The sequence below is a fragment of the Microbacterium pullorum genome (genome assembly GCF_014836535.1).
Taxonomy (GTDB): Bacteria; Actinomycetota; Actinomycetes; order Actinomycetales; family Microbacteriaceae; genus Microbacterium; species Microbacterium pullorum.
Genome location: NZ_JACSQP010000001.1, coordinates 475,590 through 497,431 on the forward strand (window position 1 = coordinate 475,590; position 21,842 = coordinate 497,431).

General features: G+C 67.1%; 23 protein-coding genes. 17 read left to right on the forward strand and 6 right to left on the reverse strand.

Translation table 11 applies throughout. The annotated features are described in order from the left end of the window. Window positions 1-33: 33 nt before the first annotated feature. Window positions 34-633 carry a TetR/AcrR family transcriptional regulator gene (locus tag H9651_RS02345; RefSeq protein WP_191717472.1) on the forward strand — a complete coding sequence of 200 codons (600 nt, stop codon included), beginning with the start codon at window positions 34-36 and terminating at the stop codon, window positions 631-633. Window positions 634-734: 101 nt separating this feature from the next. On the opposite strand, the gene H9651_RS02350 is transcribed toward H9651_RS02345, so the two are convergent. Both H9651_RS02350 and H9651_RS02355 read right to left on the reverse strand, forming a co-directional pair. Next, window positions 735-1,700 (reverse strand): CPBP family intramembrane glutamic endopeptidase, encoded by a 966-nt coding sequence (locus H9651_RS02350; RefSeq protein ID WP_191717473.1) that lies wholly within the window; start codon window positions 1,698-1,700, stop codon window positions 735-737. A 20-nt stretch (window positions 1,701-1,720) separates the two neighbouring features. After that, on the reverse strand, window positions 1,721-2,377 hold the full coding sequence (locus tag H9651_RS02355) for a hypothetical protein (RefSeq protein WP_191717474.1): 657 nt from the start codon (window positions 2,375-2,377) through the stop codon (window positions 1,721-1,723). A gap of 78 nt (window positions 2,378-2,455) precedes the next feature. Here H9651_RS02355 and H9651_RS02360 point away from each other — a divergent pair, with 78 nt between their 5' ends. From H9651_RS02360 to H9651_RS02375, 4 genes are all read left to right on the forward strand, one after another. Next, window positions 2,456-3,067, forward strand: coding sequence for a helix-turn-helix domain-containing protein (locus H9651_RS02360; protein ID WP_191717475.1), 612 nt, complete (start codon window positions 2,456-2,458; stop codon window positions 3,065-3,067). Window positions 3,068-3,196: 129 nt separating this feature from the next. After that, a complete protein-coding gene (locus H9651_RS02365) occupies window positions 3,197-4,348 on the forward strand; it encodes a GDSL-type esterase/lipase family protein (RefSeq protein ID WP_191717476.1) in 1,152 nt (383 codons plus the stop codon). Between the two features lie 4 nt (window positions 4,349-4,352). Then, window positions 4,353-5,285 (forward strand): class A beta-lactamase, encoded by a 933-nt coding sequence (bla, locus tag H9651_RS02370; RefSeq protein WP_191717477.1) that lies wholly within the window; start codon window positions 4,353-4,355, stop codon window positions 5,283-5,285. Window positions 5,286-5,293: 8 nt separating this feature from the next. Next, complete coding sequence (locus tag H9651_RS02375; protein WP_191717478.1) at window positions 5,294-6,016, forward strand: CPBP family intramembrane glutamic endopeptidase; 723 nt, start codon at window positions 5,294-5,296, stop codon at window positions 6,014-6,016. Between the two features lie 10 nt (window positions 6,017-6,026). On the opposite strand, the gene H9651_RS02380 is transcribed toward H9651_RS02375, so the two are convergent. Beyond that, window positions 6,027-6,320, reverse strand: a complete 294-nt coding sequence (locus H9651_RS02380; protein ID WP_318244725.1) for an ArsR/SmtB family transcription factor — start codon at window positions 6,318-6,320, stop codon at window positions 6,027-6,029. Between the two features lie 74 nt (window positions 6,321-6,394). Between H9651_RS02380 and H9651_RS02385 the strand changes: the two genes are divergently transcribed. Further along, window positions 6,395-7,165, forward strand: coding sequence for an oxidoreductase (locus H9651_RS02385; protein ID WP_191717479.1), 771 nt, complete (start codon window positions 6,395-6,397; stop codon window positions 7,163-7,165). Window positions 7,166-7,273: 108 nt separating this feature from the next. On the opposite strand, the gene H9651_RS02390 is transcribed toward H9651_RS02385, so the two are convergent. Further along, window positions 7,274-8,482, reverse strand: coding sequence for a phthiocerol/phthiodiolone dimycocerosyl transferase family protein (locus H9651_RS02390; protein WP_191717480.1), 1,209 nt, complete (start codon window positions 8,480-8,482; stop codon window positions 7,274-7,276). Window positions 8,483-8,612: 130 nt separating this feature from the next. On the opposite strand from H9651_RS02390, the gene H9651_RS02395 reads away from it, so the two are divergent. The 4 genes from H9651_RS02395 to H9651_RS02410 all read left to right on the forward strand — a co-directional run bounded on the left by H9651_RS02395 (window position 8,613) and on the right by H9651_RS02410 (window position 14,118). After that, entirely contained in the window at window positions 8,613-10,004 is a 1,392-nt protein-coding gene (locus H9651_RS02395; RefSeq protein ID WP_191717481.1) for an FAD-binding oxidoreductase, read from the forward strand. A gap of 74 nt (window positions 10,005-10,078) precedes the next feature. Beyond that, window positions 10,079-10,645 (forward strand): TetR/AcrR family transcriptional regulator, encoded by a 567-nt coding sequence (locus tag H9651_RS02400; protein WP_191717482.1) that lies wholly within the window; start codon window positions 10,079-10,081, stop codon window positions 10,643-10,645. Window positions 10,646-10,795: 150 nt separating this feature from the next. Next, window positions 10,796-12,265 carry a DHA2 family efflux MFS transporter permease subunit gene (locus tag H9651_RS02405; RefSeq protein WP_191717483.1) on the forward strand — a complete coding sequence of 490 codons (1,470 nt, stop codon included), beginning with the start codon at window positions 10,796-10,798 and terminating at the stop codon, window positions 12,263-12,265. A 332-nt stretch (window positions 12,266-12,597) separates the two neighbouring features. After that, window positions 12,598-14,118 (forward strand): ATP-dependent DNA ligase, encoded by a 1,521-nt coding sequence (locus H9651_RS02410; protein ID WP_191717484.1) that lies wholly within the window; start codon window positions 12,598-12,600, stop codon window positions 14,116-14,118. A 24-nt stretch (window positions 14,119-14,142) separates the two neighbouring features. On the opposite strand, the gene H9651_RS02415 is transcribed toward H9651_RS02410, so the two are convergent. Then, entirely contained in the window at window positions 14,143-14,520 is a 378-nt protein-coding gene (locus H9651_RS02415; protein WP_191717485.1) for a VOC family protein, read from the reverse strand. Between the two features lie 179 nt (window positions 14,521-14,699). On the opposite strand from H9651_RS02415, the gene H9651_RS02420 reads away from it, so the two are divergent. Further along, on the forward strand, window positions 14,700-14,990 hold the full coding sequence (locus H9651_RS02420) for a DUF4287 domain-containing protein (RefSeq protein WP_191717486.1): 291 nt from the start codon (window positions 14,700-14,702) through the stop codon (window positions 14,988-14,990). Between the two features lie 9 nt (window positions 14,991-14,999). Here H9651_RS02420 and H9651_RS02425 read toward each other — a convergent pair whose 3' ends face one another. Further along, entirely contained in the window at window positions 15,000-15,665 is a 666-nt protein-coding gene (locus tag H9651_RS02425) for an SDR family oxidoreductase (protein ID WP_191717487.1), read from the reverse strand. Between the two features lie 338 nt (window positions 15,666-16,003). Here H9651_RS02425 and H9651_RS02430 point away from each other — a divergent pair, with 338 nt between their 5' ends. The 6 genes from H9651_RS02430 to H9651_RS02455 are packed head-to-tail and all read left to right on the forward strand — an operon-like array spanning window position 16,004 to window position 21,841. Continuing rightward, window positions 16,004-16,981 carry an ABC transporter permease gene (locus H9651_RS02430; RefSeq protein WP_191717488.1) on the forward strand — a complete coding sequence of 326 codons (978 nt, stop codon included), beginning with the start codon at window positions 16,004-16,006 and terminating at the stop codon, window positions 16,979-16,981. Beyond that, on the forward strand, window positions 16,981-17,655 hold the full coding sequence (locus H9651_RS02435) for a YesL family protein (protein ID WP_191717489.1): 675 nt from the start codon (window positions 16,981-16,983) through the stop codon (window positions 17,653-17,655). Before H9651_RS02430 ends, H9651_RS02435 begins: the two co-directional genes overlap by 1 nt. Continuing rightward, a complete protein-coding gene (locus tag H9651_RS02440) occupies window positions 17,652-19,148 on the forward strand; it encodes an extracellular solute-binding protein (protein WP_191717490.1) in 1,497 nt (498 codons plus the stop codon). Before H9651_RS02435 ends, H9651_RS02440 begins: the two co-directional genes overlap by 4 nt. A gap of 7 nt (window positions 19,149-19,155) precedes the next feature. Then, window positions 19,156-20,442 (forward strand): glycoside hydrolase family 28 protein, encoded by a 1,287-nt coding sequence (locus tag H9651_RS02445; protein WP_191717491.1) that lies wholly within the window; start codon window positions 19,156-19,158, stop codon window positions 20,440-20,442. Then, on the forward strand, window positions 20,439-20,903 hold the full coding sequence (locus tag H9651_RS02450) for a hypothetical protein (RefSeq protein ID WP_191717492.1): 465 nt from the start codon (window positions 20,439-20,441) through the stop codon (window positions 20,901-20,903). The genes H9651_RS02445 and H9651_RS02450 overlap by 4 nt, the downstream gene beginning before the upstream one ends. Beyond that, window positions 20,900-21,841: a carbohydrate ABC transporter permease gene (locus H9651_RS02455; RefSeq protein ID WP_225216219.1), complete on the forward strand. Its 942-nt coding sequence runs from the start codon at window positions 20,900-20,902 to the stop codon at window positions 21,839-21,841. The genes H9651_RS02450 and H9651_RS02455 overlap by 4 nt, the downstream gene beginning before the upstream one ends. Window position 21,842: the final 1 nt, after the last annotated feature.

A 21,842-nucleotide genomic window follows, 5' to 3' on the forward strand; every position in this document is an offset into this window, starting at 1 on the left:
AACCGATGGAGGCGATAGGTGGAGGAGGGGCACATGGCTGACACCGAAGGCGAACAGGCGGGGGGTGAGCGGTCTGCGCAGGTGGGTCGCCCGCGTCGAAGCCGGCAAGCGCTCCTCGACGCAGCGGCGGCGGTGTTCGTGACGTCTGGGGTCGATGCCCCTGTGCGGGAGATCGCAGCGAAGGCCGGTGTCGGCGTGGGGACCATCTATCGCCATTTTCCGACGCGTTCGGAACTCGTGGTCGCGGTGTACCGGCATCAGGTCGAGGCCTGTGCGGAAGCCGGTCCGCGACTACTCGCCGAGAGTGCAACGCCCGAGGCCGCGCTGCGGGCGTGGGTGGCGCTTTTCGTCGAGTTCCTCGTCACCAAGCACGGGCTTGCAGGCGCTCTGCAGGGGGACAGTGCCGGATCCGATGCATTGCACGCCTACTTCGTCGACCGTCTCGTACCGGTGTGCGGTGATCTCCTCGCGGCTGCGCTCGAGTTCGTCGGTACGGCTTCATCGGTCGATGCGTACAACGTGCTCAAAGGTATCGGCAACCTCTGCATCGGGGCCGCGAGTGACGCCCGATACCGGGCTGACGCGCTCGTGCAACTCCTCATCTCGGGCGTGCTGAGCGGCGGAGATCGCTAGCGAGGGAATGATGCAGTCCGATCGCTGCGACGCGAACGCTCCCGTATCCCGACCACAACGAGTGCTGCAAGGCTCGCGGCTGCGGGCAAGAGCAGGGGCTGTCAGCGCGATCCGGTGATCGTGCTGTGGGCAGCACCGCTCTGCGGGGTGCGGGCGGGACCGGTTGCGCGAGTGATCCACCAGACCGCAACGGTGACGACGACGAGTGCGACGCTGGGGATGAGGATGTCGATGGAGCCTGCCATTTCTCCACGACCGTTGAGCGCCCCGCCGATGTCCACGTGCAGCGTCGTGCCGAGAACGAGCGAGGTGAGGTTGTAGACGGCGTGGAGGACGACGGCCGTTTCGAGCCCCCCGGTACGCCAGGTGACGATCGCCATGGATCCGAACAACACGAAGTAGGACGTGAGGATGTACGGGTCGAGTGATCCGTGCAGAAGTGAGAAGAGGACGGTGGGGATGACGATTCCGATGACAGCACCAACGCGTGCGTTGCGTGCCCAACCGCCCACGACGCGGAACATCAAGCCGCGGAAGCCGTACTCTTCGCCGGCGGCAGCAAGAGGCGTCAAAATCATGCCGATGACGAAGAAAGCGACAAGGTCGAACGTCGTCCAAGGCATTTGCGGGCCCGGTTGCATGGCCGCCGGGAGAGCCATACCGATGAGTACCAGTGGCCCGAAGGCGAGCAGAGCGCGACCGAAGACACCGAACCGGAACCGTCCCGCCACAGAGTGGAGGGAGCGGAACGGCACTTTGTAGAGCACACGCTGAATCAGCATGCAATACGGGATCAGCAGGCCCAGCGACAGAGCGCCGATGGCATGCTGCAGAGGCGTGAAACCAGTGCGGCCGAGAATCTCCGCATCGATGACGGTCGCGGCGGACGTGAACAGGAGCGGGAGTCCGACGAGCCCTGCGAGCAGCAGGATGATCGCCAGGATCCCTCGCAGGATCCGGCGCTTGTCGCCGGCGTAGACACGGTGATACTCGACGCCGGCCGGGACGCCCGGGCTCGATCGCGGTTCGTCATCTCGGAGAAGCCAGTTCTGGGTGGGGTTGTCCATGGTGGTTCCTTTCGAGGGGATCAGCTGGCGAGATCGTCGATCCAGCTCGATCGCATACGTAGGGCTCGCTCCGTGCTGCCGAGGACAGCGGCGAGCCCGATGAGCAGATTGATGTGGAGGGGGAGCTGGATGGGGGAGGTGAAGACGCCGATCGAGTCGGCGATCGGCGGCATCTGCGAAAGCGCTTCGATGATCTGGGGCACCTCGACACACAGGCCGGCGACGACGAACGCGACGGAGATGAGGCCGATGACGTGGCTCAGGCGGGGATGCCGCTGGTGCAACCGGGCGCGTCGGCCCTCGGCGGATCGAGGATGGGTCGACAGCTGCCTCTCGGTGCCGTCGGGCCGTACATAGTGGCAGCGTTTGAGCCCGAAGCCGGTGACCGCCACCTCGATATGGCCGCCTGGCACCGAAAAGCGGGTGGGCATCTTCGCGTAGGACTGCAAGGCCCCGTCGACGTAGAGGCGGGCGCGGATCTCTCCGTCGGACATGTCGCCGGCGTGACGGACGTCGACCGTATACGTCGACGTCGTGCCGTCGGTGCAGCGCAGCGTGATCGATCGGAGCGACCGGCCGAACATCTGCCACCAGCGATAGCGGCGCAGCGGTTCGCCCGAGCCGGCACGCACTCGGCGATTGCGCCAATGCTTCATAGCCAATATCTCGACCTTCATCCCGGTACTAGTACAGTGTGATAGACAATGAGGGGCTAAGCTAGCACACTGTTATAGACGGATGGCCACGAGGGGCAAATGGACGAAGCGTCTGAGGAACCAGGAACACGAGCGAAGATCCTCATCGCTGCGGCAACGATGCTGGGCGAGAATCCCACCGCACGTCTGAGCGTGAGGGCGGTGGCAGCGCGCGCCCAAGTGAGCACCGGATCTCTGCGCCACTTCTTCCCGACACAGCGCGCACTCGTCGAGACGGTGGTCGCGGCTCTGTACGACCTGGAGATCCCCGACGACCCGATCAACGATCGCTCCCTGACGGCGGAAGAGCGCCTCGTCGCGTGCTTGCAGCTTCTTCTTCGTCAGGTCGGTGTGGGGGAGCGCGCTCGGGAGCAGTGGGGTGCGCTCTACAAGGCGTATGTGGCCACGCCTCCGTCTGAAGACGACGCCGCCACCTACCTCGCCCTGGATCGCATGACGCGACATGTGATCGAGCAGTGGCTGACCACTCTGATTGACGAAGGCGCGATCCCGCCCGGACGGGTCGAGGAGCGAGCCCGGTTTCTCTCCACCGTCATGGCGGGGCTCACGACCGAACGTGCGCTGCCCTCTGAAACAGTGCGCGTCGACGTTGAGGCCGCGAGTCTGCGCATCGCCGTCCGCGCCGTCACCAGCGCGTGGCCCGCCGACTGAGAGCTCTCTGCTCCCACGAAGGTGCGGGTGCAGATCGGGTCGAGGCTGCCGGTGTGATGCGGGCCCGCCCGCGCCGCACGGTCATCGCGACCGACATACGGAGGTACACGCCTCAGAAGGGATCGCCCCATGATCACCACCCCCATCACACCCGATCTCGTCGATGGTGTGGCGCAACTCGAGAACGTGGAACGTGGGATGCGACCACACCGGCTCCACCCGCACGTGCGTCAGCGTGACGCAGATCCACAGTTGCGCATGATGGAAGCGCAACCGTCCGGCGCCCGGCTGGTCGTGGTGACCGAGGCGCGCCGAATTCAACTCGACGTGCACGCCACCCGTGTGAGCTACCGGATGATTCCGCGGCCTCGCGGCGCGATCGACGTCGTCATCGATGGCATCCCGCTCCTGACGCACCCGCTCGTCGAAGGAGACGCTGGAGAGATCGACCTTGCCACCGGTGCCCGCTCGGACACCCGCGGAGGGGTGGACAGCATCATGCTCGACGCGCTGCCTCCTGGACGCAAGACCGTGGAATTCTGGCTCCCGCACAACGAGGCGGTCGACTTGGTGGCACTGCGTTCAGATGCGCCAGTCGAACCAGCGCCCCCGACCGGGCCGCTATGGGTGCACCACGGGAGCTCCATCAGCCAGGGCTCCAACGCCACGCATCCCACGGGAATCTGGCCGGCGATCGCGGCGCGCCGGGCCGGCGCACGCCTGCACAATCTCGGATTCGGTGGCAGCGCCGTCATCGACCCGTTCCTCGCACGCGCTATCCGCGACGCCCCTGCCGACCTCATCAGCGTCAAGCTGGGAATCAACGTCGTCAATCTCGACGCGATGCGACTGCGCGCCCTCGTCCCCGCCGTCCACGGCTTCCTCGACACCATCCGCGACGGCCATCCCTCGACACCCCTCCTTCTGATCTCTCCCCTGTACTGCGGCATCCACGAGGAGACACCGGGACCCGGCTCCATTGACGCCGCGTCCATCGGAACTGACACGGTGCGATTCACCGCCACCGGTCCCCACGGCGACACCACGCAAGGCCGCTTGACGCTCCAGGTGATACGCGACACCCTCGCCGAGGTCTTCGCAGCCCGCCAGGCCGACACTCGTCTGCACTACCTCGACGGTCTCACGCTGTATGGGGAGGCGGACGCGGAGGAGCATCCTCTCCCCGATGCACTGCATCCGGACAGCGAGACTCACCGCCTCATCGGCAACCGCTTCGCCGACCTCGCCTTCGCTCCCAGCGGTGCGTTCGGGGGTGCGTGAGAGCATGCGCCGAACGCTGGCCCTCGGCCTCTCCGGCCTTCTCACTGTCGTCGCACTCGCCGGGTGCGCAGGCGTGCCGCGGCCTCCCGCGGAATCCGCCGCCGCATCTCCGACGGTCGATGCGCCCGCGTCGGACCTCGACGCTCTCGTGGAGGACGAGCTGGTCGGGCTCGAGCGAGAGTACGACGCGACCATCGGCGTCATGGCGGTCGACACCGCAACCGGTGAATCGGTCTCGTACGGTGATGACCGTCGGTTCGGTTTCGCCTCGACCATCAAAGCCTTCGCCGCGGCGGCGTTCCTCCAGTCCGTGCCGAGCCCAGACCGCGACGAGCTCGTCCGCTGGACGGCAGAAGAGGCCGCCGCCGCCGGCCACGCTCCTGTGACCTCGCAGCATGTCGAGGACGGCCTGACCTACGCGCAGCTCGCCGAAGCCGCCGTCCGATTCAGCGACAACGCCGCTCTCAATCTCGTGCTCGACCGGATCGGTGGTCCCGCGGCCCTCGACGACGCACTCGCAGGGCTGGGTGACACCACGACGGAGGTCGTCAACGACGAACCGACTCTCAACGCGATCGAACCGGGCAGCACAGAAGACACCACCACCGCCGCCGCATTCACGGCATCGCTCGCGAGGATCCTCGACGGTTTCACGCTGTCCGCCACCGACACGGCGCTCCTCATCGACTGGATGAGCGACAACCGCACCGGAGATGCCCTCATCCGCGCGGGCACGCCCGCTGGTTGGACGGTCGCGGACAAATCCGGAGGCGCAGGTCCGATCCGCAACGACATCGCCGTCGTCACACCACCCGGTGGAGACCCCATTCTCATCACCGTCCTGACATCACGGAATGACCCAGACGCGGCCTTCGACGACGCACTCGTCGCCCGAACCGCATCCATCGTCCTCAACGGACTCGACCGCAGCACCTGAGGAGAACAATGACGCGCCACGATCACACCCCCGCCGCTCACCTGCACGACAGAGCCGCAAGCGACCGGGTCACCTGGCCCGACCTCTGGCTCGCTGCCGGCGTCGCCATCGCGCTGTACGCCATCGGCATCCTGCTCTATCTCCAGATGCCGGACGAGGATACGGTGACCAAGGGCCTGGTGCTCTTCGCGATCTCCGGGCTCGCGCCACTGGGCGGAGTGCTCGTCATGATGGCTCTTCGCAGACGGAGCGCGGCACTCTTCGGCATCAGGCGCGTAGCGCCGAGATGGCTGGCGATCGCATTCGTGATCGGCATCGGAGTCGTCGCCCTCAACCTGGGCGTGACGGCTTTGGTGAGCCTGGCTACAGGCGCCGCTGATGTCCAGGGGGGCTACCAGTCGGCCGCGACCAGCGGCATCGGCGGCTTCCTCGGAGCCATCTTCCTCGGAGCGGTCATCACCCCGATCGGTGAGGAGCTCCTGTTCCGCGGCGTGCTCTTCTCTCTGCTGACCCGCTACGGTGTCTGGCTCGCCGCAATCCTCAGTAGCATCGTGTTCGCTCTCAGCCACGGACTCAACCTCGCGACACCGGTCGCTGTGATCGTCGGCCTCGCGGCTGCCTGGCTGATGCACAAGACGAAGTCGGTTTGGCCTGGAGTCGTCGTCCACGCCGTCAACAACGCCTCCTCATCGATCATTTCCGTCGTGTACTTCCACATCGCCACCGGGTGAGCGCCCGCACCTAAGACTTCGTCCCCTGTACGAGCACGGCCAAAGTGTCCACGAGACCGGGGAATCGTTTCTCGAGGTCGGCGGTCCGCAACGAGAGCAGACATCTTGTGCCCTCAGGATCGTTCTGAACGATGCCGGCCTCGCGAAGAATCTTCACATGGTGGCTCAACGTCGATTGAGAAACTCCCACATCGAACTCACTACCCTGATGGATTCCCCCGTCGAGCAAGCCCGCGACGACAGCCAGACGCACCGGACTGCCGAGAGCGTGCATGACCTGATGGAGTTCGATCTCCTCGAGCACGGGGTGATGTATTGAGCGCACGAACTGATCCTACCAAGCATCGACGATCGACGATCATCGATAGAGTTGCCGGCATGACAAACAGCCAGCATGAGTTCATCGGCAAACGCGTCGTCGTCACAGGAGGAGCCCGCGGTATCGGACTTGCCGTCGCCACGCGGTTTGCGGCAGCAGGAGCAACCGTGGTGATCGGGTCCAGGTCGGCGCCACCGGCAGGGGTCGCGGCGTCATGGATTCCTGCGGACCTCAGCGATGCGGAGGGTGTCGCACGCTTTGCCCGCGCCGTTCTCGCAGATGGGCATGTGGATGTGCTGGTACAGAATGCCGCTGTGCTCACTGAAGAGGCACCGACTCTGAGCCTGCGCGACGAAACCTGGCAGGATGACCTCGCCACCAACCTTCTCGGGGTTGTGCGGCTGGACAGAGACATCGTGCCAACGATGATCGAGCGCGGGAGCGGTGTTGTCGTGCACGTCTCATCGATATCGAGCCACTACCCGCAGCCGGGGCAGGCGTCTTACGCCGCCTCGAAAGCGGCGCTCAACGCGTACAGCCGCACCCTCGCGGTAGAGACAGGGAGAAGCGGAGTGCGGGTCCTCGTGGTCATCCCCGGGTTCATCAAGACCGAGGGCGCGGCCGCTTCAATCGGCGAAGCTGCCGAGCGTCACGGCATATCGGCAAGCGAGATGGAACAGCAGATCGTCGAGCACCTCTCCATTCCGCTCGGTAAGCCGGGCAGGCCCGAAGACGCCGCGGAGCTCATCGCCTTCCTCGCTTCGGACCGAGCGGGTTGGCTGACCGGGGCCGAGTACCGCGTCGACGGCGGCATCATCCCCACGCTGTAATCGACATCTGGACGAGGTGCGGGCGAAGGCATCCATCGCCCGCACCTTCGTCGGCCCCACACGGCGCCGCGACCTCAGTCACCGCTGACGATGGTCGAGTCGCTCGCGCTAGATGGCAGAAGTCATTCTGCGAGCGATGCCGGTGACGAGCGTTCCGATCTGCTCGTGCGTCGTGAGGGTGAGCCGGAGTCGCCCTGCGTGGGTGAGAACGCCGAGGATGCGTTCGCCTACGACCTGCGTGGTCATCGTCGGGCCCCAGATCGCAGGTGCGTCGGAGCCATCATCTCTCGAAACGCCGAGATTGGTGATCTCCAGATCGGCTGCCGTTGCGGCGAGTATCGCCGCCTCGGCTTCGGCCGCATCGCCGGGATGCAGCGACGCAAGCATCGCGATCGATTCCGCTGCGCGATCCCGAGCGGACCGCAGCTGCGCGGACGCGCTCCGCGCCAGTGACCAGAGGTCGTCGTCCGCCGCCGCCCGCAGTGTCACCGTGGTCGCGACGAACCGATTGACCACGGCGTCGTCGAGTCCGAGGAGGGGGCGGAGGTCGATGGGCACATTGATGCGGATCTGCGTGCTCGCCATGACGTCCCGCAGCTCCAGTGCAGCGGCAGCGCACAGGACGCCTTGCACCGTCGAACCATTCTCGCGGGCGGCAGCACGGAGGTGTCCCGTGGTGGGTTCGTCGAGCTCGGCGCCGTCAATACTGGGCGGGGTGGCATCGAAAGGTCGGAGGGCCGCGTGTTCCGGTGTCACCTGGTCGGCCGGCTGGTCACCAGCGGCCGGCGGCGGTGCGGCGGGCAGGCGTTGCAGGTGATCCTCTTGAGCGTCCGGCATGGTGCGCGCGCGCCGCGTCCGTCCAGCCAGTAAGGCCAGCAGATCGTGAACGGCGAGGAGGGCTCCGCGGCCGTCGCTGATCTGGTGAGAAAACGTCAGCAGCACGAACGGGGCGCGCGTCGGACCGCCTTCGGTGATCAGTGTTGCACGGGCCAGCGGGCCGCTCATCGGGTCGATGGGGCGGGTCTGTTCGGTGGCGGCTTCGGTTTGCCAGTCGCTGTCCCGCACGTGCCTCACGGGGATCGGGGCGTGGATCCGACGGAAGACCGCGCGGTCGCCATCTCGGTCGATGCGCACCATCAGGAGCGGATGCAGCGCTTGCAGTTCTGCCAGCGCCTGCTCCAGCTGCTCCGGGGAGACGGGTGAGGCCAGTTCGACGGCGAGCGAGAACTGCACCGGGTTGCGGGAAATATACAGGTCGATGATCCTCTCGAACCCTCCCAATGGGCGAAGAGCATCGGGTGTGCGGGACGTGTTCATCGAATCTCCGGTCTATCACGGCGTGCTAGCGTGCTCAGAAGTTAGCACAGCGTGCTACCGCGGATCGTCACTCTGCTGAGAACGCGCCGCTCAAGTTGGCTTCCGTGAATCCGAACGACGAGGAGAGAAAATGTCGAACGACGCCGATCGGGACGCATTGGCCAGCAGCTTGAGCGAAGCGCTGGGCGGGCGCGTGCTTCGGCCCGGAGACGATTCGTTCGAGACGGTTGCAGCGCTCTGGAGCGCGCGCCGGACGCATCATCCTGATCTCATCGCCCTCGTGGCGGGTGCTGCAGATGTCCAGCGCGTGCTCAAAGCGGTCCCCGCTGAGGTGCCGATCGCAGTCCGTGGTGGAGGCCATGACTGGGTGGGCCGAGCGCACGTGGAGGGTGGCATCACGCTCGACCTCTCACAGATGCGCGGCGTCCAGATCGATGCGCGGGCTGGGACGGCCAAGGTCCAAGGTGGAGCGCGGCTGGATGACTTGATCGACGCCGCCGCCGAACATGATCTCGTTGCAGCAGTCGGCACCGTCAATGAGGTCGGCTTCGCCGGGCTCGCCCTCGGCGGCGGATACGGCCCCTATCTCGGAACTCTCGGTCTCGCGGCCGACACCATCATCTCGGCGGAGGTTGTGCTTGCCGACGGGTCGATCGTGAGAGCATCCGACGAAGAGAGGGCGGACCTGCTGTGGGCACTTCGAGGTGGCGGCGGGAACTTCGGCGTCGTCACCTCTCTTGAGATTTCGCTGGAAGAGATGCCGGCCATGCTTGCTGGCGCCGTCGTCTTCAGCGCGACCGAGCTGAGCGAAGTACTCACCTCCCTCGAACGAATCCTCCCCACTGTTCCGGATCAGCTCGCTGTCAGTCCTGCGATCGGCAGCGGCCCCGACGGCGGTGCCGCGCTGCTCGTGTCGCTGAACTGGAACGGCGAAGCGGGCGAGGGCTCCGAATGGGTACGGGCAATCGAACGGATGGGTACGCCTCTCGCATCCACAATCGGACCTGCCACGCCAACGCAGGCGCTGCACGCGCTCGATGGAATGTTCCCCTCAGGGCGCCACTACACCCTGCGCACCGCGTCCGTGGCCACCCTCACCCCTGCGGTCATCGAGATTCTCGTGGACGGGGAACGATGCCGCACATCTCCCTTGAGTGCGATCAACATCCACCACTTCCACGGTGCCGCCACCCGCGTCGGCGCCGAATACTCCGCCTGGGCGCTTCGAGAACCACATCTCATGATCGAGATCATCGCCGCCACCGCGGATGCGGAAGGGCACGACGAGCAGATCGCCTGGGCGGATCGCATACTCGATGCGCTCCGACCGCTCGCTCTCCCTGCTGCGTACCCGAACCTCCTCTCGCCGGGCGACAGTGCACGCGCGGCCGCAATCTACGGCAACAACCTCGCCCGGCTCAACGCCGTGAAACGCGATGTGGACCCGACCGGCAGGTTCACCGGCATCCCCATGGGGTTGCCTCATCGCCCTCTTCCTGGACGCGCGGATCATCAACGATGAGACGACAGCGCGCGCACTGGCCGAAGATGCCTGATCCCTTGATCTGTCATGCGGGTGAGTGTACGATCACTCATATGCCGCCGACCCGCAGCTCGACTCTCTCCACCGCCGAAGCCCGGCGGCCGCTGGTGGCGGCAGCCGCGATGGCGGCCTTCGCCCGTCGCGGCTACTACGCCACGACCGTCGCTGATGTCGCTCGCGAGGCGAAGATCTCACCGGCCTACGTGTTCAAGCTCTACGCCGGCAAGGAGGGGCTTTTCGTCGCAGCGCTCGAAGCCTGCTTCGACGCGATCATTCATGCCCTGGACGAGGGAGCGGACGCGGCGGTGGAACGCACCCCGGGTGCGATCCTCGACGCGATGGGCGATGCTTATGCGCGTCTCATCTCCGACCGCACACTCCTGATGTTGCAGGTGCACGCTCAGTCGGTCGCCGACATCCCCGAGATCGGAGCCGCCCTGCGCTCCGGCCTCGGCCAGATAATCACCTTCGCCCAAACTCGCTCATCGGGCACGGATGAGCAAGTGCAGCGGTTCATCGCCTATGGGCAGCTCTGTCACCTCATCGTGACGGCTCAGCTCGATGGCCGCGAGGAGACATGGGCTGCCCTCCTCACCAGGGGCATCAGTCACCCTGAATGAGGGTGGGCCCTTTTTTTTGGGTCGAAGAGTGAGTGATGAGTCACTCATTCAGATGCCCGCCCTCTGTAACCAACACTCAGCCCCGGGCGCCAACCCGGGGGCGGCGTCTGGCAGCTGCCGGCGCCCGCAACGTCGAAAGGACAACTCGATATGACCCTTCTCACCTCCACCTCCGTGACGTCGGATCGTTCGACGTCACGGAGCGCTCGCCGTTGGCTGGCGCTCAGCATCCTCGCGCTCGCACAGTTCCTCGTCGTGCTCGATGCTTCTATCGTCAACATCGCGCTCCCGGTCCTGGGCGAACAGCTCGACATGACCACGGCTGCCTTGGCGTGGGTGGTCACCGCCTACGTGCTCGCGTTCGGTGGTCTGCTGCTCCTCGGCGGACGCCTCGCCGACCGTTTCGGACACCGGCGAGTCTTCCTCATCGGGATCTCGGGGTTCGTGGCGGCGTCTGCGCTCGCGGGGCTCTCCGCCAGCAGCGAAGTCCTCCTCGCCGCTCGCGCGCTGCAGGGGACGTCTGCCGCCCTCCTCGCACCCGCGGCTTTGGCTCTGCTCACTCTTCTCTTCCCGGAAACCAAGGCACGCACCAAGGCGCTTGGCGTCTGGGGAGCGGTCGCGGGCATCGGATCCGCGGCGGGTGTGCTTCTCGGTGGGGTCCTCACAGCCAGCTTCGGCTGGCAGGCGGTGTTCTTCGTGAACGTCCCGGTCGGTGCCCTCGTGCTCATCGTCATCCCATTGCTCATCACTCGTGACGATGCGGCAGCCAAGAACAGGCTGGACATTCCCGGAGCCGTCACCGTGACCGCGGCCCTCGTCGCACTCGTGGGGGCCTTCAGCGCGGTTGAGCAACAGGGATTCTTCCATCCGGTCCCGTTTGTGCTGCTCGTGGCGGCCTTCGCCTTCGGCATCGCATTCGTCATCATCGAGCGCCGCGCCGCAGCCCCATTGGTTCCGCTGGATGTCTTCCGTAACCGTGACCTCGCACTCGGCAACCTCGTCATGCTGCTTTTCGGTGCTGTCACCGTCGCGCTCTTCTTCGCACTGTCGGTGTACATGCAGGCGATCCTCGAGTACGACGCGATGACCGCAGGGCTCGCTCAGCTCCCCCTCGCGGGTGCACTGGTCGTGATCGCAGGAGTGGTTCCCGCACTCATCGCTCGCCTGGGCACCCGCCCTGTTCTCCTCGGCTCACTTCTCGTACTCGCGGCCGGCCTCGCCTGGCTCGCGGCAGCGCCGGCGGACGCCGTCTTCGTGACGCAGATCCTCGGACCGACGCTGTTGATCGGGGTCGGCCTCGGTGGTGGCTTCATCGCGACGACGCAGTTGGGGGTGGAAGGCGTCGAGGGCGGTGAGGCAGGGCTGGCCGGCGGACTGATCAACACCAGTCAGCAGTTCGGTGGCGCCCTGGGAATCGCCCTCCTCGGGACGATCGCCGGCCTGCGGACCACGGCACTCGAGGAACGCGGAGCTGCCCCCGTCGACGCGCTCGCCGGGGGATTCTCGTGGCTCTTCCTGTCTGCGGCAGTTCTGTCGATAGCAGGCGGTACCGCTGTCGCCGTTTGGCGCCGAGTGCAGACCACCCCGAGAGGCGGCAGCTCGGCTGGCGATCAGGCCTGATCAGCGGAAACGCATGCGGCGACGCGCCCCCAGCTGTTTCGGTGGAGCACAAGCGGGAATCAGCTTGTCGCTGTTGCGCGAAGGGCCCCGGCCGGCTGCTCGCATCGAGCACCGGTCGGGGCCTCTGTCGTGCCGCACGGTCTCGCGGTCGGACGTCGCACGGGCGGTCGTGGGTCGGGGAGACCGTCGGAATTCAGGCGCAGGGCGCCACGCGGCACGTGGCGGCGAGGATTCGGCCGCTCAGCAGGAATTCCGACAGTCGGTGTGGACCTCGTCGGTGCGGCGCCGCGCGAGCCTGACTCGCTGTCGGATGCTGGTGGCAGACTGACCGCATGCTGCTCGCCGAGCTCGTGGACACCGCCGACGCCGTGGCGGTCACACGCTCGCGGCGCGCGAAGGTCGACACGCTCGCCGCACTGCTGCGGCGCCTCGAGCCCGACGACCTCGCTCCCGTGCTCGGGCTGCTGCTGGGGAGCCCGCGGCAGGGCCGCATCGGAGTCGGCTGGCGCAGTCTGGCCGCGGCAACGGGGGAGCCGGCGGCGGAACCCACGCTGACGATCGCCGACGTCGACACGACGCTCGACGGCCTCGCCACGATGTCGGGCCCGGGCTCCGCGGCGCGGCGCTCCGCCGCCCTCGCCGCCCTGCTCGCGAACGCGACGAACGGGGAGCAGGAGTTCCTGCGGCGATCCCTGCTGGGGGACGTGCGCACCGGGGCGCTCGAGGGGGTCGTCACCGATGCGATCGCTGCTGCCGCCGAACGTCCCATCGCCGCTGTCCGGCGGGCGGCGATGCTCTCGGGCGACCTCGGCGAGACCGCGCGTATCGCCCTGCACGGCACGGCGGCCGACCTGGCGGCGACCGGTCTGGTGGTGGGGCGCGCGGTGCTCCCGATGCTCGCGAGTACGGCGAGCACTGCTGCGGACGCGCTCGCGGCGGTGGGCGAGGCCTCCGTGGAGTACAAGCTCGACGGAGCGCGCATCCAGGTGCACCGCAGCGGCCATGACGTGCGCATCTTCACCCGCAACCTCGCCGACATCACCCACCGCCTGCCTGAGATCGCCGACATCGTGCGGGCCATGCCGGTGCGCGACGTCGTGCTCGACGGCGAGACGCTCGCCCTCGATGAGAACGAGGCGCCGCGCCCGTTTCAGGAAACGATGGCGCGGTTCGGCGCCGAGGCGGCTCGCGACCTCGTGCTGCATCCGTGGTTCTTCGACGTGCTGCACCTGGACGGTCGCGACCTGATCGACGAGCCGCTGCGCACCCGCATGGCCGAGCTCGCCCGCATCGCGCCGGCCCACCGCATCCGCGGCGAGGTCACGGCCGATCCCGAGATCGCCGAACGGGTGAGCCGCGAGGCCCTCGCCGCCGGACACGAGGGCGTCGTCGTGAAGGCCATCGACTCGACCTACGCGGCCGGCCGGCGCGGGTCGAGCTGGATCAAGGTCAAGCCGGTCCACACCTTCGACCTCGTCGTGCTCGCGGTCGAGCAGGGGTCGGGGCGTCGCGCGGGGATGCTCTCGAACATCCATCTCGGTGCGCTCGACCCCCTCGGCGAGTTCGGTGAACCCGGGGCGTTCGTGATGGTCGGGAAGACCTTCAAAGGGCTGACGGATGCCACGCTGCGCTGGCAGACCGAGCGCTTCCCGACCATCGAGACCCATCGCACCGCGGGCACGGTCTGGGTCGAGCCGGTCACGGTCGTCGAGACCGCGATCGACGGCGTGCAGCGCTCGCCCCGCTATCCCGGGGGGATCGCGCTGCGCTTCGCGCGCGTAAAGGCCTACCGCGACGACAAACGCCCGGCGGATGCCGACACGATCCAGACGCTGCGTGGCCTGCTCCGCTAGACAGCGGTGGCGGCGCGATCGCCGTCACCCTTCATCGCGCGGCGGCAGTTGCTGGAGCGTCCAGGTGTTGCCGTCGGGATCGTCGAAGGTCACGAACCGGCCCCACGACTGCTCGTCGACGCCCCGTGCCTCAACGCCCGCGGCGCGCAGGTCGGACAGCGCCGCGTCGGCATCCGGGACGACGACCTGGATGGAGTCCTGATCGCCCGGCTGCATCCGGGAGCCGAGCCCGGTGCCGAAGGCGATCGAGCAGGCGGAACCGGGCGGGGTCATCTGCACGAAGCGCAGTCCGTCGAACGGCACCTGGTCGTGGTCGGCGGAGAAGCCGATCCTCGTGTAGAACTCCTTTGCGCGGTCGACATCCGTCACCGGCACGAAGATGAGTTCGATCTTCCAGTCCATGGCGTGCTCCTCGGCCCGGGATCCCGGCGGGATCGCTGTGTCGCTCACGGTACGCGGGGGAGCGGACAGATCATGTCCTCAATGAAACCGGTGTGGTCGGGCTTGGGTGGGCGGCGTCGTCTGTGCCAACTCGCGCGGCACGCTCGAGATCACCTCACTGACCGACTGAAGGAGCACACATGTCTTTCCAGGCATACCTCGATGCCGTCGAGAAGAAGACCGGGCTCACGCCGCGCGAGTTGGTGACGCTCGCGGGGGAGAAGGGGTTCGACTCCTCGACAGCGGCGACGCCGATCGTGCAGTGGCTCGCCGACGACTACGGACTCGGGCGCGGGCACGCGATGGCGATGGTCCACGTCATCACGAAGGGTCCGCAGATCAGTGCGAAGCATGTCGGCAGCGGCGGCACGCACGCCGACCCGTCCGACACGCTGTGGCTCGACGGGGCGGCGACGAACCCGCATCCCTGACGCCGGGAGTCAGAACCGGGCGGAGAAGCCGCCGTCGGCGTGCAGCAGCTGGCCGGAGACCCACCGGCCGTCGGGGGAGAGCAGGAAGGACACCACGCCGCCGATGTCGCGGGGCGTGCCGAGTCGGCCCAGGGGATGGTGGCTCCCGAGCTGGTCGCGCGCCTCGGCATCCATCCACCCGGTGTCGATGGGACCGGGGTTCACGACGTTGGTGGAGATGCCGCGCGGGCCGAGCTCGCGCGCCGCGGAGATGACGATGCGGTCGAGGGCGCCCTTGGATGCCCCGTAGGGGAGGTTGCCGGTGGTGTGGTCGCTCGTGAAGGCGACGACCGCGCCGCCGGTGGCCGGGACCTGGCGCGCGAACGCGGCGATCAGCAGCAGGCTCGCGCGGGCGTTGACCGCGACGTGGCGGTCGAAGCTCTCGGCGGTCGTGTCGAGGATCCCCGACTCCACGTCGTGTGCGTGGCTGAGGACGAGCGCGTCGATGGCGCCGTGATCGGCGCGGACGGCGTCGATCAGTTCAGCCGGTGCCGTGGCGAGTGAGAGGTCGGCCGGGTAGTCGGCGGCTTCGAGGTCGCTCGTGACCACCTGCCAGCCGTCGGCGACCAGCCGCGGCACGACGCCAGCGGCGATGCTGTTCGCGCGCGCGGCGCCGGTGACGAGGACGAGGGGCATGCCCCGATGCTAGGGCGTCGTCGCGTCGGCTGTCGGAATTCAGGCTGCGGGCCGCGTGCAGTCACCGCGCGGGGGTGCGGCGGCGCGAGAGCCTGAATTCCGACGCGGCGGCGGCCGATGGTCGTGTCGGCGCGAGTCGGCGACCGCCCGGCGCGTCCCGCACCCTACGGGTAACCGCTTCCCGCCGGGTGTCAGAAAACGTTTGCTCGTTCGTCGGGGTCATGTTAGTTTCAAGAAACCGGTTCCCGAGCCTTCCCTGTGAAGGACGGACGACGCGCTCGACGACGAGTGCAGGAAGAGACGATGATGACCGACCTCCTGAAGCGGCAGCGACTCGCATGACCGTGGTCGCGACGTCGCCTGTCGCCGCAGAGACGCCCGCCTCGCCGCCGCCTCCGCCGGTGCCGCGCAAGAAGCCGCTGTGGCGTTCGCTGTGGCGGCATAAGGCGCTGTATCTGCTGGCGCTGCCCGGCATCGTGTACTTCATCGTCTTCAAGTACGTGCCGATGGGCGGCCTGGTGATCGCCTTCCAGGACTATTCGCCCTTCCGCGGCATTTTGGGCAGCCCGTGGGTCGGCTTCACCCACTTCATCCGGTTCTTCAGCGAAGACACCTTCCTGCTGCTGCTGACCAACACGGTTGCGGTGTCGGGGCTGCTGCTGATCTTCGCGTTCCCCATGCCGATCATCCTCGCCCTGCTGCTGAACGAGGTGCGCACCAAGCTCTTCCAGCGCAGCGTGCAGACGATCGTCTATCTTCCGCACTTCATGTCGTGGGTGATCGTGGTGTCGCTGTTCTACGTGATGTTCACCACCGACGGCGGCGGTGTGAACAACCTGCTGAAGTCCTGGGGCTTCGAGGCCATCCCATTCCTCACCGATCCGGCGTGGCTGCGACCGATGTATGTCATCCAGGAGATCTGGAAGACCGCCGGCTGGGGAACGATCATCTATCTCGCGGCGATGACGGCGGTCGATCTGCAGCTGTACGAAGCAGCCGAGGTCGACGGCGCCGGGCGATGGCGGCAGACCTGGCACATCACGCTGCCGGCGATCCGACCCACCATCGTCGTCATGTTCATCCTGGCGATCGGCGACTTCCTCGAGCTCGGCTTCGAGCACATGTTCCTCGTGCTCAACTCGCTCAACCGACACGTCGGCGAGATCTTCGACACCTACGTCTACACCGCCGGCATCCAGAACGGCCAGTTCAGCTACGCCGCGGCGGTCGGCATGTTCAAGGGCGTGGTGGGCCTCATCCTCGTCGTCGCCGCCAACCGCCTGGCCAAGAGACTCGGAGAGGAGGGCGTGTACTGATGTTCTCGGTCGAGGGCTTCATGCGCGTCAACACCTTCTTGCAGGGCGCCTACCGCCTGGCCTACCTCAACATCCTCTGGCTCGCCACAACCGTGCTGGGTCTGGTCGTGTTCGGCATCGGCCCGGCATCGTACGCCGTCGCAGCCTATGTCGATCGCTGGTTCCGGTTCGGTGAGACGCCGCCGGTCACCCGCACCTTCATCGCGCACTTCCGGGAGCAGTACTGGCGCGCCGCCGTCGTCGGCTGGATCCTCGTGCTCGCCGCCGCGATCGCGGTGACGAACGTGTTCACCCTCACGGTGTGGGCCGTCCAATTCGCGAACGTGCTGGCGCTGCTGGTGGTCGCTGTCGCCGCCGCCTACGTGTTCCCGGTCATGGCCGCGACAGATCTGCGCGGCGTCGGCCGGCCGCTGGCCGCGGCGCTCATGATCGGGTTCGGATCCCTGCCGTGGACCATCACCGCGATGGCCGCGGTCGCCGCCGCCGTGTGGCTGGCCGCCAGTTTCGCGCTGCCGCTGCTCGTGCTCTTCGGCTACGGCATCCCCGCGGCCGCCATCGGGTTCGTCACCCGCACCGTCTTCACGCAGCTCGTCGGGGAAGCTGCGCTGACTTCACCCCTGGGGCCGCGCGATGACGCTCGGCCTGTTCCCCACCCTGCGAGAGGAAAACGATGAAAAACCACAGCCGACTGGGAATCGCGATCGCGTCGCTCACCGCGGCGTCGCTCGCGATGACGGCATGCACCGCTGATCCCGGCGCCTCCGAGGAGACGCTGGAAAGCGTCACCTGGATGACGATGCTCCACACCCCGACCACTCCCGAGAAGGGCGGGCCGGTCGAGTCCGCGCTCGAGGAGTACACCGGGATGGACATCGAGTTCCAGTGGGTGCCTGACGCGTCCAAGGACGAGAAGGTCAACGCGGCGATCGCGTCCGACTCGCTCGCCGACATCACGACTCTCACCAACATCGCCAACACCTCCGTGCGCCAGGCGCTCGCCTCGGGGCAGTTCTGGGACGTCGAGCCGTACCTCGAGGAGTTCCCCAACCTGGCCGAGATCCCCGACCAGACCCTCGATTCGGCCCGCGTGGCCGGACACCTCTACGGCGTTCCGATCCAGAAGCCGATCGCGCGCTACGGCGTCGTGGTGCGCCAGGACTGGCTCGACAACCTGGGCCTCGAGGTTCCGCACACCATCGAGGAACTCGCCGAGGTCGCCGTCGCCTTCACCGAGAACGACCCCGACGGCAATGGCGTGGCCGACACCACGGGATTCGTCGACCGGGCGGAGAGCTCGATCCTGGGCTTCCGCATGCTGTCGGGCTACTTCGGTGCCGGCAACATCTTCGAGGCCGACGGGGATGAGATCATTCCGTCGTTCACGACCGACGCCTTCAAGGAGGCGATGCAGTGGTACCGCGGCCTGTACGAGCAGGGTGCGGTCAACGGCGAGTTCGTGACGATGCAGAAGCAGAACCAGATCGACGCGATCGCTCAGGGCAAGGGCGGCATCGTGGTGACGGGTCTGTTCGAGGCCAAGAACTACATGAACATCGCGCGCTCCGCCAACCCCGACACACCCATGGCCTGGGCGCTCATCAACGACATCACGTACGAGGACGTCCCTCGCCGCATCAACTCCGACACCAACGGCGGTTTCGGCGGCTGGCTGGCGATCTCGACGTCGCGGGTCAAGACCGAAGGCGAGCTGAAGTCGGTGCTCGGCTTCCTCGACAAGCTCCTCGACGAGGAGCCGTACACGCTGATGACCTACGGCATCGAAGGCACCCACTTCACCCTCGACGACGAGGTGGTGACGGTCACCGATCAGACCGTGTGGGAGCAGCAGGTGCAGCCGTACAGCTCCTCGCGCGTCTCCGACATCGTCGTGCAGTTCAAGGACGACACCCCCTACGTCGATGAGGCCAACGACAAGATGGCGGAGAACGCCGAGTTCGCCGTGATCAACGTCGCCCTCCCGCTGACCTCCGCGACCTACGACCGCAGCTGGACGACCATCCAGCAGGCGGCGACCGACGCGTACAACAAGTACATGGTGGGCCAGCTCGACATGGCCGGCTACGAAGCGGCGATCGAGCAGCTCGGCGGCCAGGGCCTCGACGACATCGTCGCGGAACTCTCCGCGTCGTACGCAGAGACCCGCTGAGGACGCCATGACGCAGGTGCAGAGCATCATCACCAGCGAGCGGGCGGATGCCGTTCGGCAGACGACCCGCGCGCTGCAGGATGCCATCGATCGGACGGCGGACTCGGGAGGCGGTCGGGTCACGATCACTCCGGGCGTGCATGAGTCCGGTGCTCTGCGCCTGCGTTCACACGTGGAGTTGCATCTCGAGCAGGGCGCCGTGCTGCGGTTCGTCCCTGATCCCGCGCTCTACCCGCTGGTCGGGGCGCGCTGGGAGGGCGCGACGGCGGCGATCCACTCTCCGTGCGTGTATGCGCGCAACGCCACCGACGTGTCGATCACGGGTGCCGGCGAGATCGACGGCGGCGGCCAGTGGTGGTGGGATGCGTTCCGTGAAGGGACGCTCGCCCACCCCCGGCCGACGCTGCTCGCCTTCCACGGGTGCACGCGGGTCGAGGTGTCGGGAGTCACGCTGATCGACTCGCCCTCGTGGACGGTGCATCCGCTGCTGTGCGACGACGTGCGCATCGTCGGCGTGCGCATCATCAACCCGGCGGATTCGCCCAACACCGACGGGATCGACCCGGAATCGTGTCGCGACGTGCTCATCGACGGCTGCCACATCGATGTGGGCGACGACTGCATCGCCATCAAGTCCGGCAGTGAGGGTGCCGCCGAGCGCGTCGCCTGCGAGCGCATCACGATCACCGGATGCCGCATGCTGCACGGTCACGGCGGTGTGGTCATCGGCAGCGAGATGAGCGGCGACGTGCGCGGCGTCACGATCTCCGACTGCGTGTTCGAGGGCACCGACCGCGGCATCCGCATCAAGACCCGTCGCGGTCGCGGCGGTGTCGTCGAAGATGTGCAGGTTTCCGACATCACGATGGATGCCGTGATGTGCCCCATCGTGGTGAACCCCTTCTACTTCTGCGGCCCCGACGGCAGACTGCCCCAGGTCTCCGACCGCCGGCCGCGCCCCGTCGATGAGGGAACCCCGCACATCCGCGACATCCGCCTGGCGCGCATCAGCGCGACGAACGTGCAGGCCTGCGCTGCCTTCATCTCCGGGCTGCCGGAGGCTCCGATCGCGGGCCTGATCCTCGAGCAGATCGACATCTCGTTCGCGGCCGACCCCGAGCCCGCCGTGCCGGCGATGGCCGAGGGCGTCCCCGCGATGGCTGCCGCGGGGATCCTTCTCGCGTTCGCGAGCGACGTGCACGCGCGCGGTGTGCGGTTGACCGGTGTGCGTGGCGTCGCCGTGGCGACCGAGGATGTCACCGGCACCCCCGCAGAAGCATGGGCCTCGGCATGATGGCGACGACGTTCCTGCGACCGCTGAAATCCCCGACAGCGCCACGCTTCTCCCGCCGCGCGGAGATGTGGACGGCCGGCATCGGTCTGGCCGCCTCCAGCGTGCTGCAGGGCGGATTCGTCCTCGCGGTGACGCGCAGCGACGCGCAGACCGTCGAATCCACGATCGTGCCGGCGATGCGAGCCGCCGGCATCCCGCTCGGCGCAGACGCGCACGTCGCGCTCGACACGCTCGCCGGGTGGTTCGGTTACTCGCTCCTGCTCACGGCGATGCTCTGCGCCGTCGGCTTCTTCCTCGCCTCCCGACGCCCCCGCCGTCGATCGACGGGATGGTGGTTCTTCGCCGCCGGGATGTGCTGTCTGGTCGGCACGCAGCTGGTGCTGTATCCCGTCGCCTTCCTCTTCTTCTTCGCCGCGGGCCTGTTCGCCCTGCGCACGCCTCATGATCGGAGCCCGCAATGAGCCTCACGAACACCCCTGCGGTGAGCGACCAGACCATCCCCATCCGGGTGCGGCGGGCGGTGCGCAGGAAGCGTCCGATGGGCCGGGGGCGTCGCGCGTTCCTCGTGGTCAACGGCGTCATCCTGACCATGTTCGCGCTGTTCTGCCTGCTTCCCTTCGTCAACGTGCTCGCAAGCTCCCTGGCGACGCCGGGCGAGCTGGCCACGCGCGCGTTCATCCTGTGGCCGGAGACGTTCACCCTGGACGCGTACCGCTACATCCTCTCGACGCCGACGATCTTCCGCGCCCTCGGTGTCTCGTTCATCGTCACCGCCGGGGGCACGTTCATCAGCCTCATCCTGACGGCCTTCATGGCGTACGCCCTCTCGAAGAAGCACTTCAAGGGTCGGCGCGTGGTCAACTTCCTCGTCGTCTTCTCGATCCTCTTCAGCGGCGGCATGATTCCGACGTTCATCCTCGTCAACAGCCTGGGGCTCATCGACACGCTGTGGGCGCTCATCATCCCGGTCGCCATCAACGCGTTCAACTTCATCATCATGCGCAGCTTCTTCCAGGGGATCCCCGACAGCCTCGAGGAGGCGGCGCGCATCGACGGCTGCTCCGAGATGGGGGTCTTCTTCCGCATCGTGCTGCCGCTCTCGCTCGCCTCGATCGCGACCATCGGGCTGTTCTACGCGGTCTACTACTGGAACACCTATCAGAACGCGATCCTGTACATCAACAGCTCGGAACTCTGGCCCATCCAGGTGCTGCTGCGGCAGATCGTCATCGTGGCGAGCGGTCTGAACGCCGACTCGTCTGCGGTCGACGTCGTCCCGCCCGCGCAGTCGATCCGCATGGCGGTGATCTTCGTGGCGACCCTACCGATGCTGCTCATCTACCCGTTCGTCCAGCGCTTCTTCGTCAAGGGCGCGCTGCTGGGCTCCGTGAAGGGCTGAC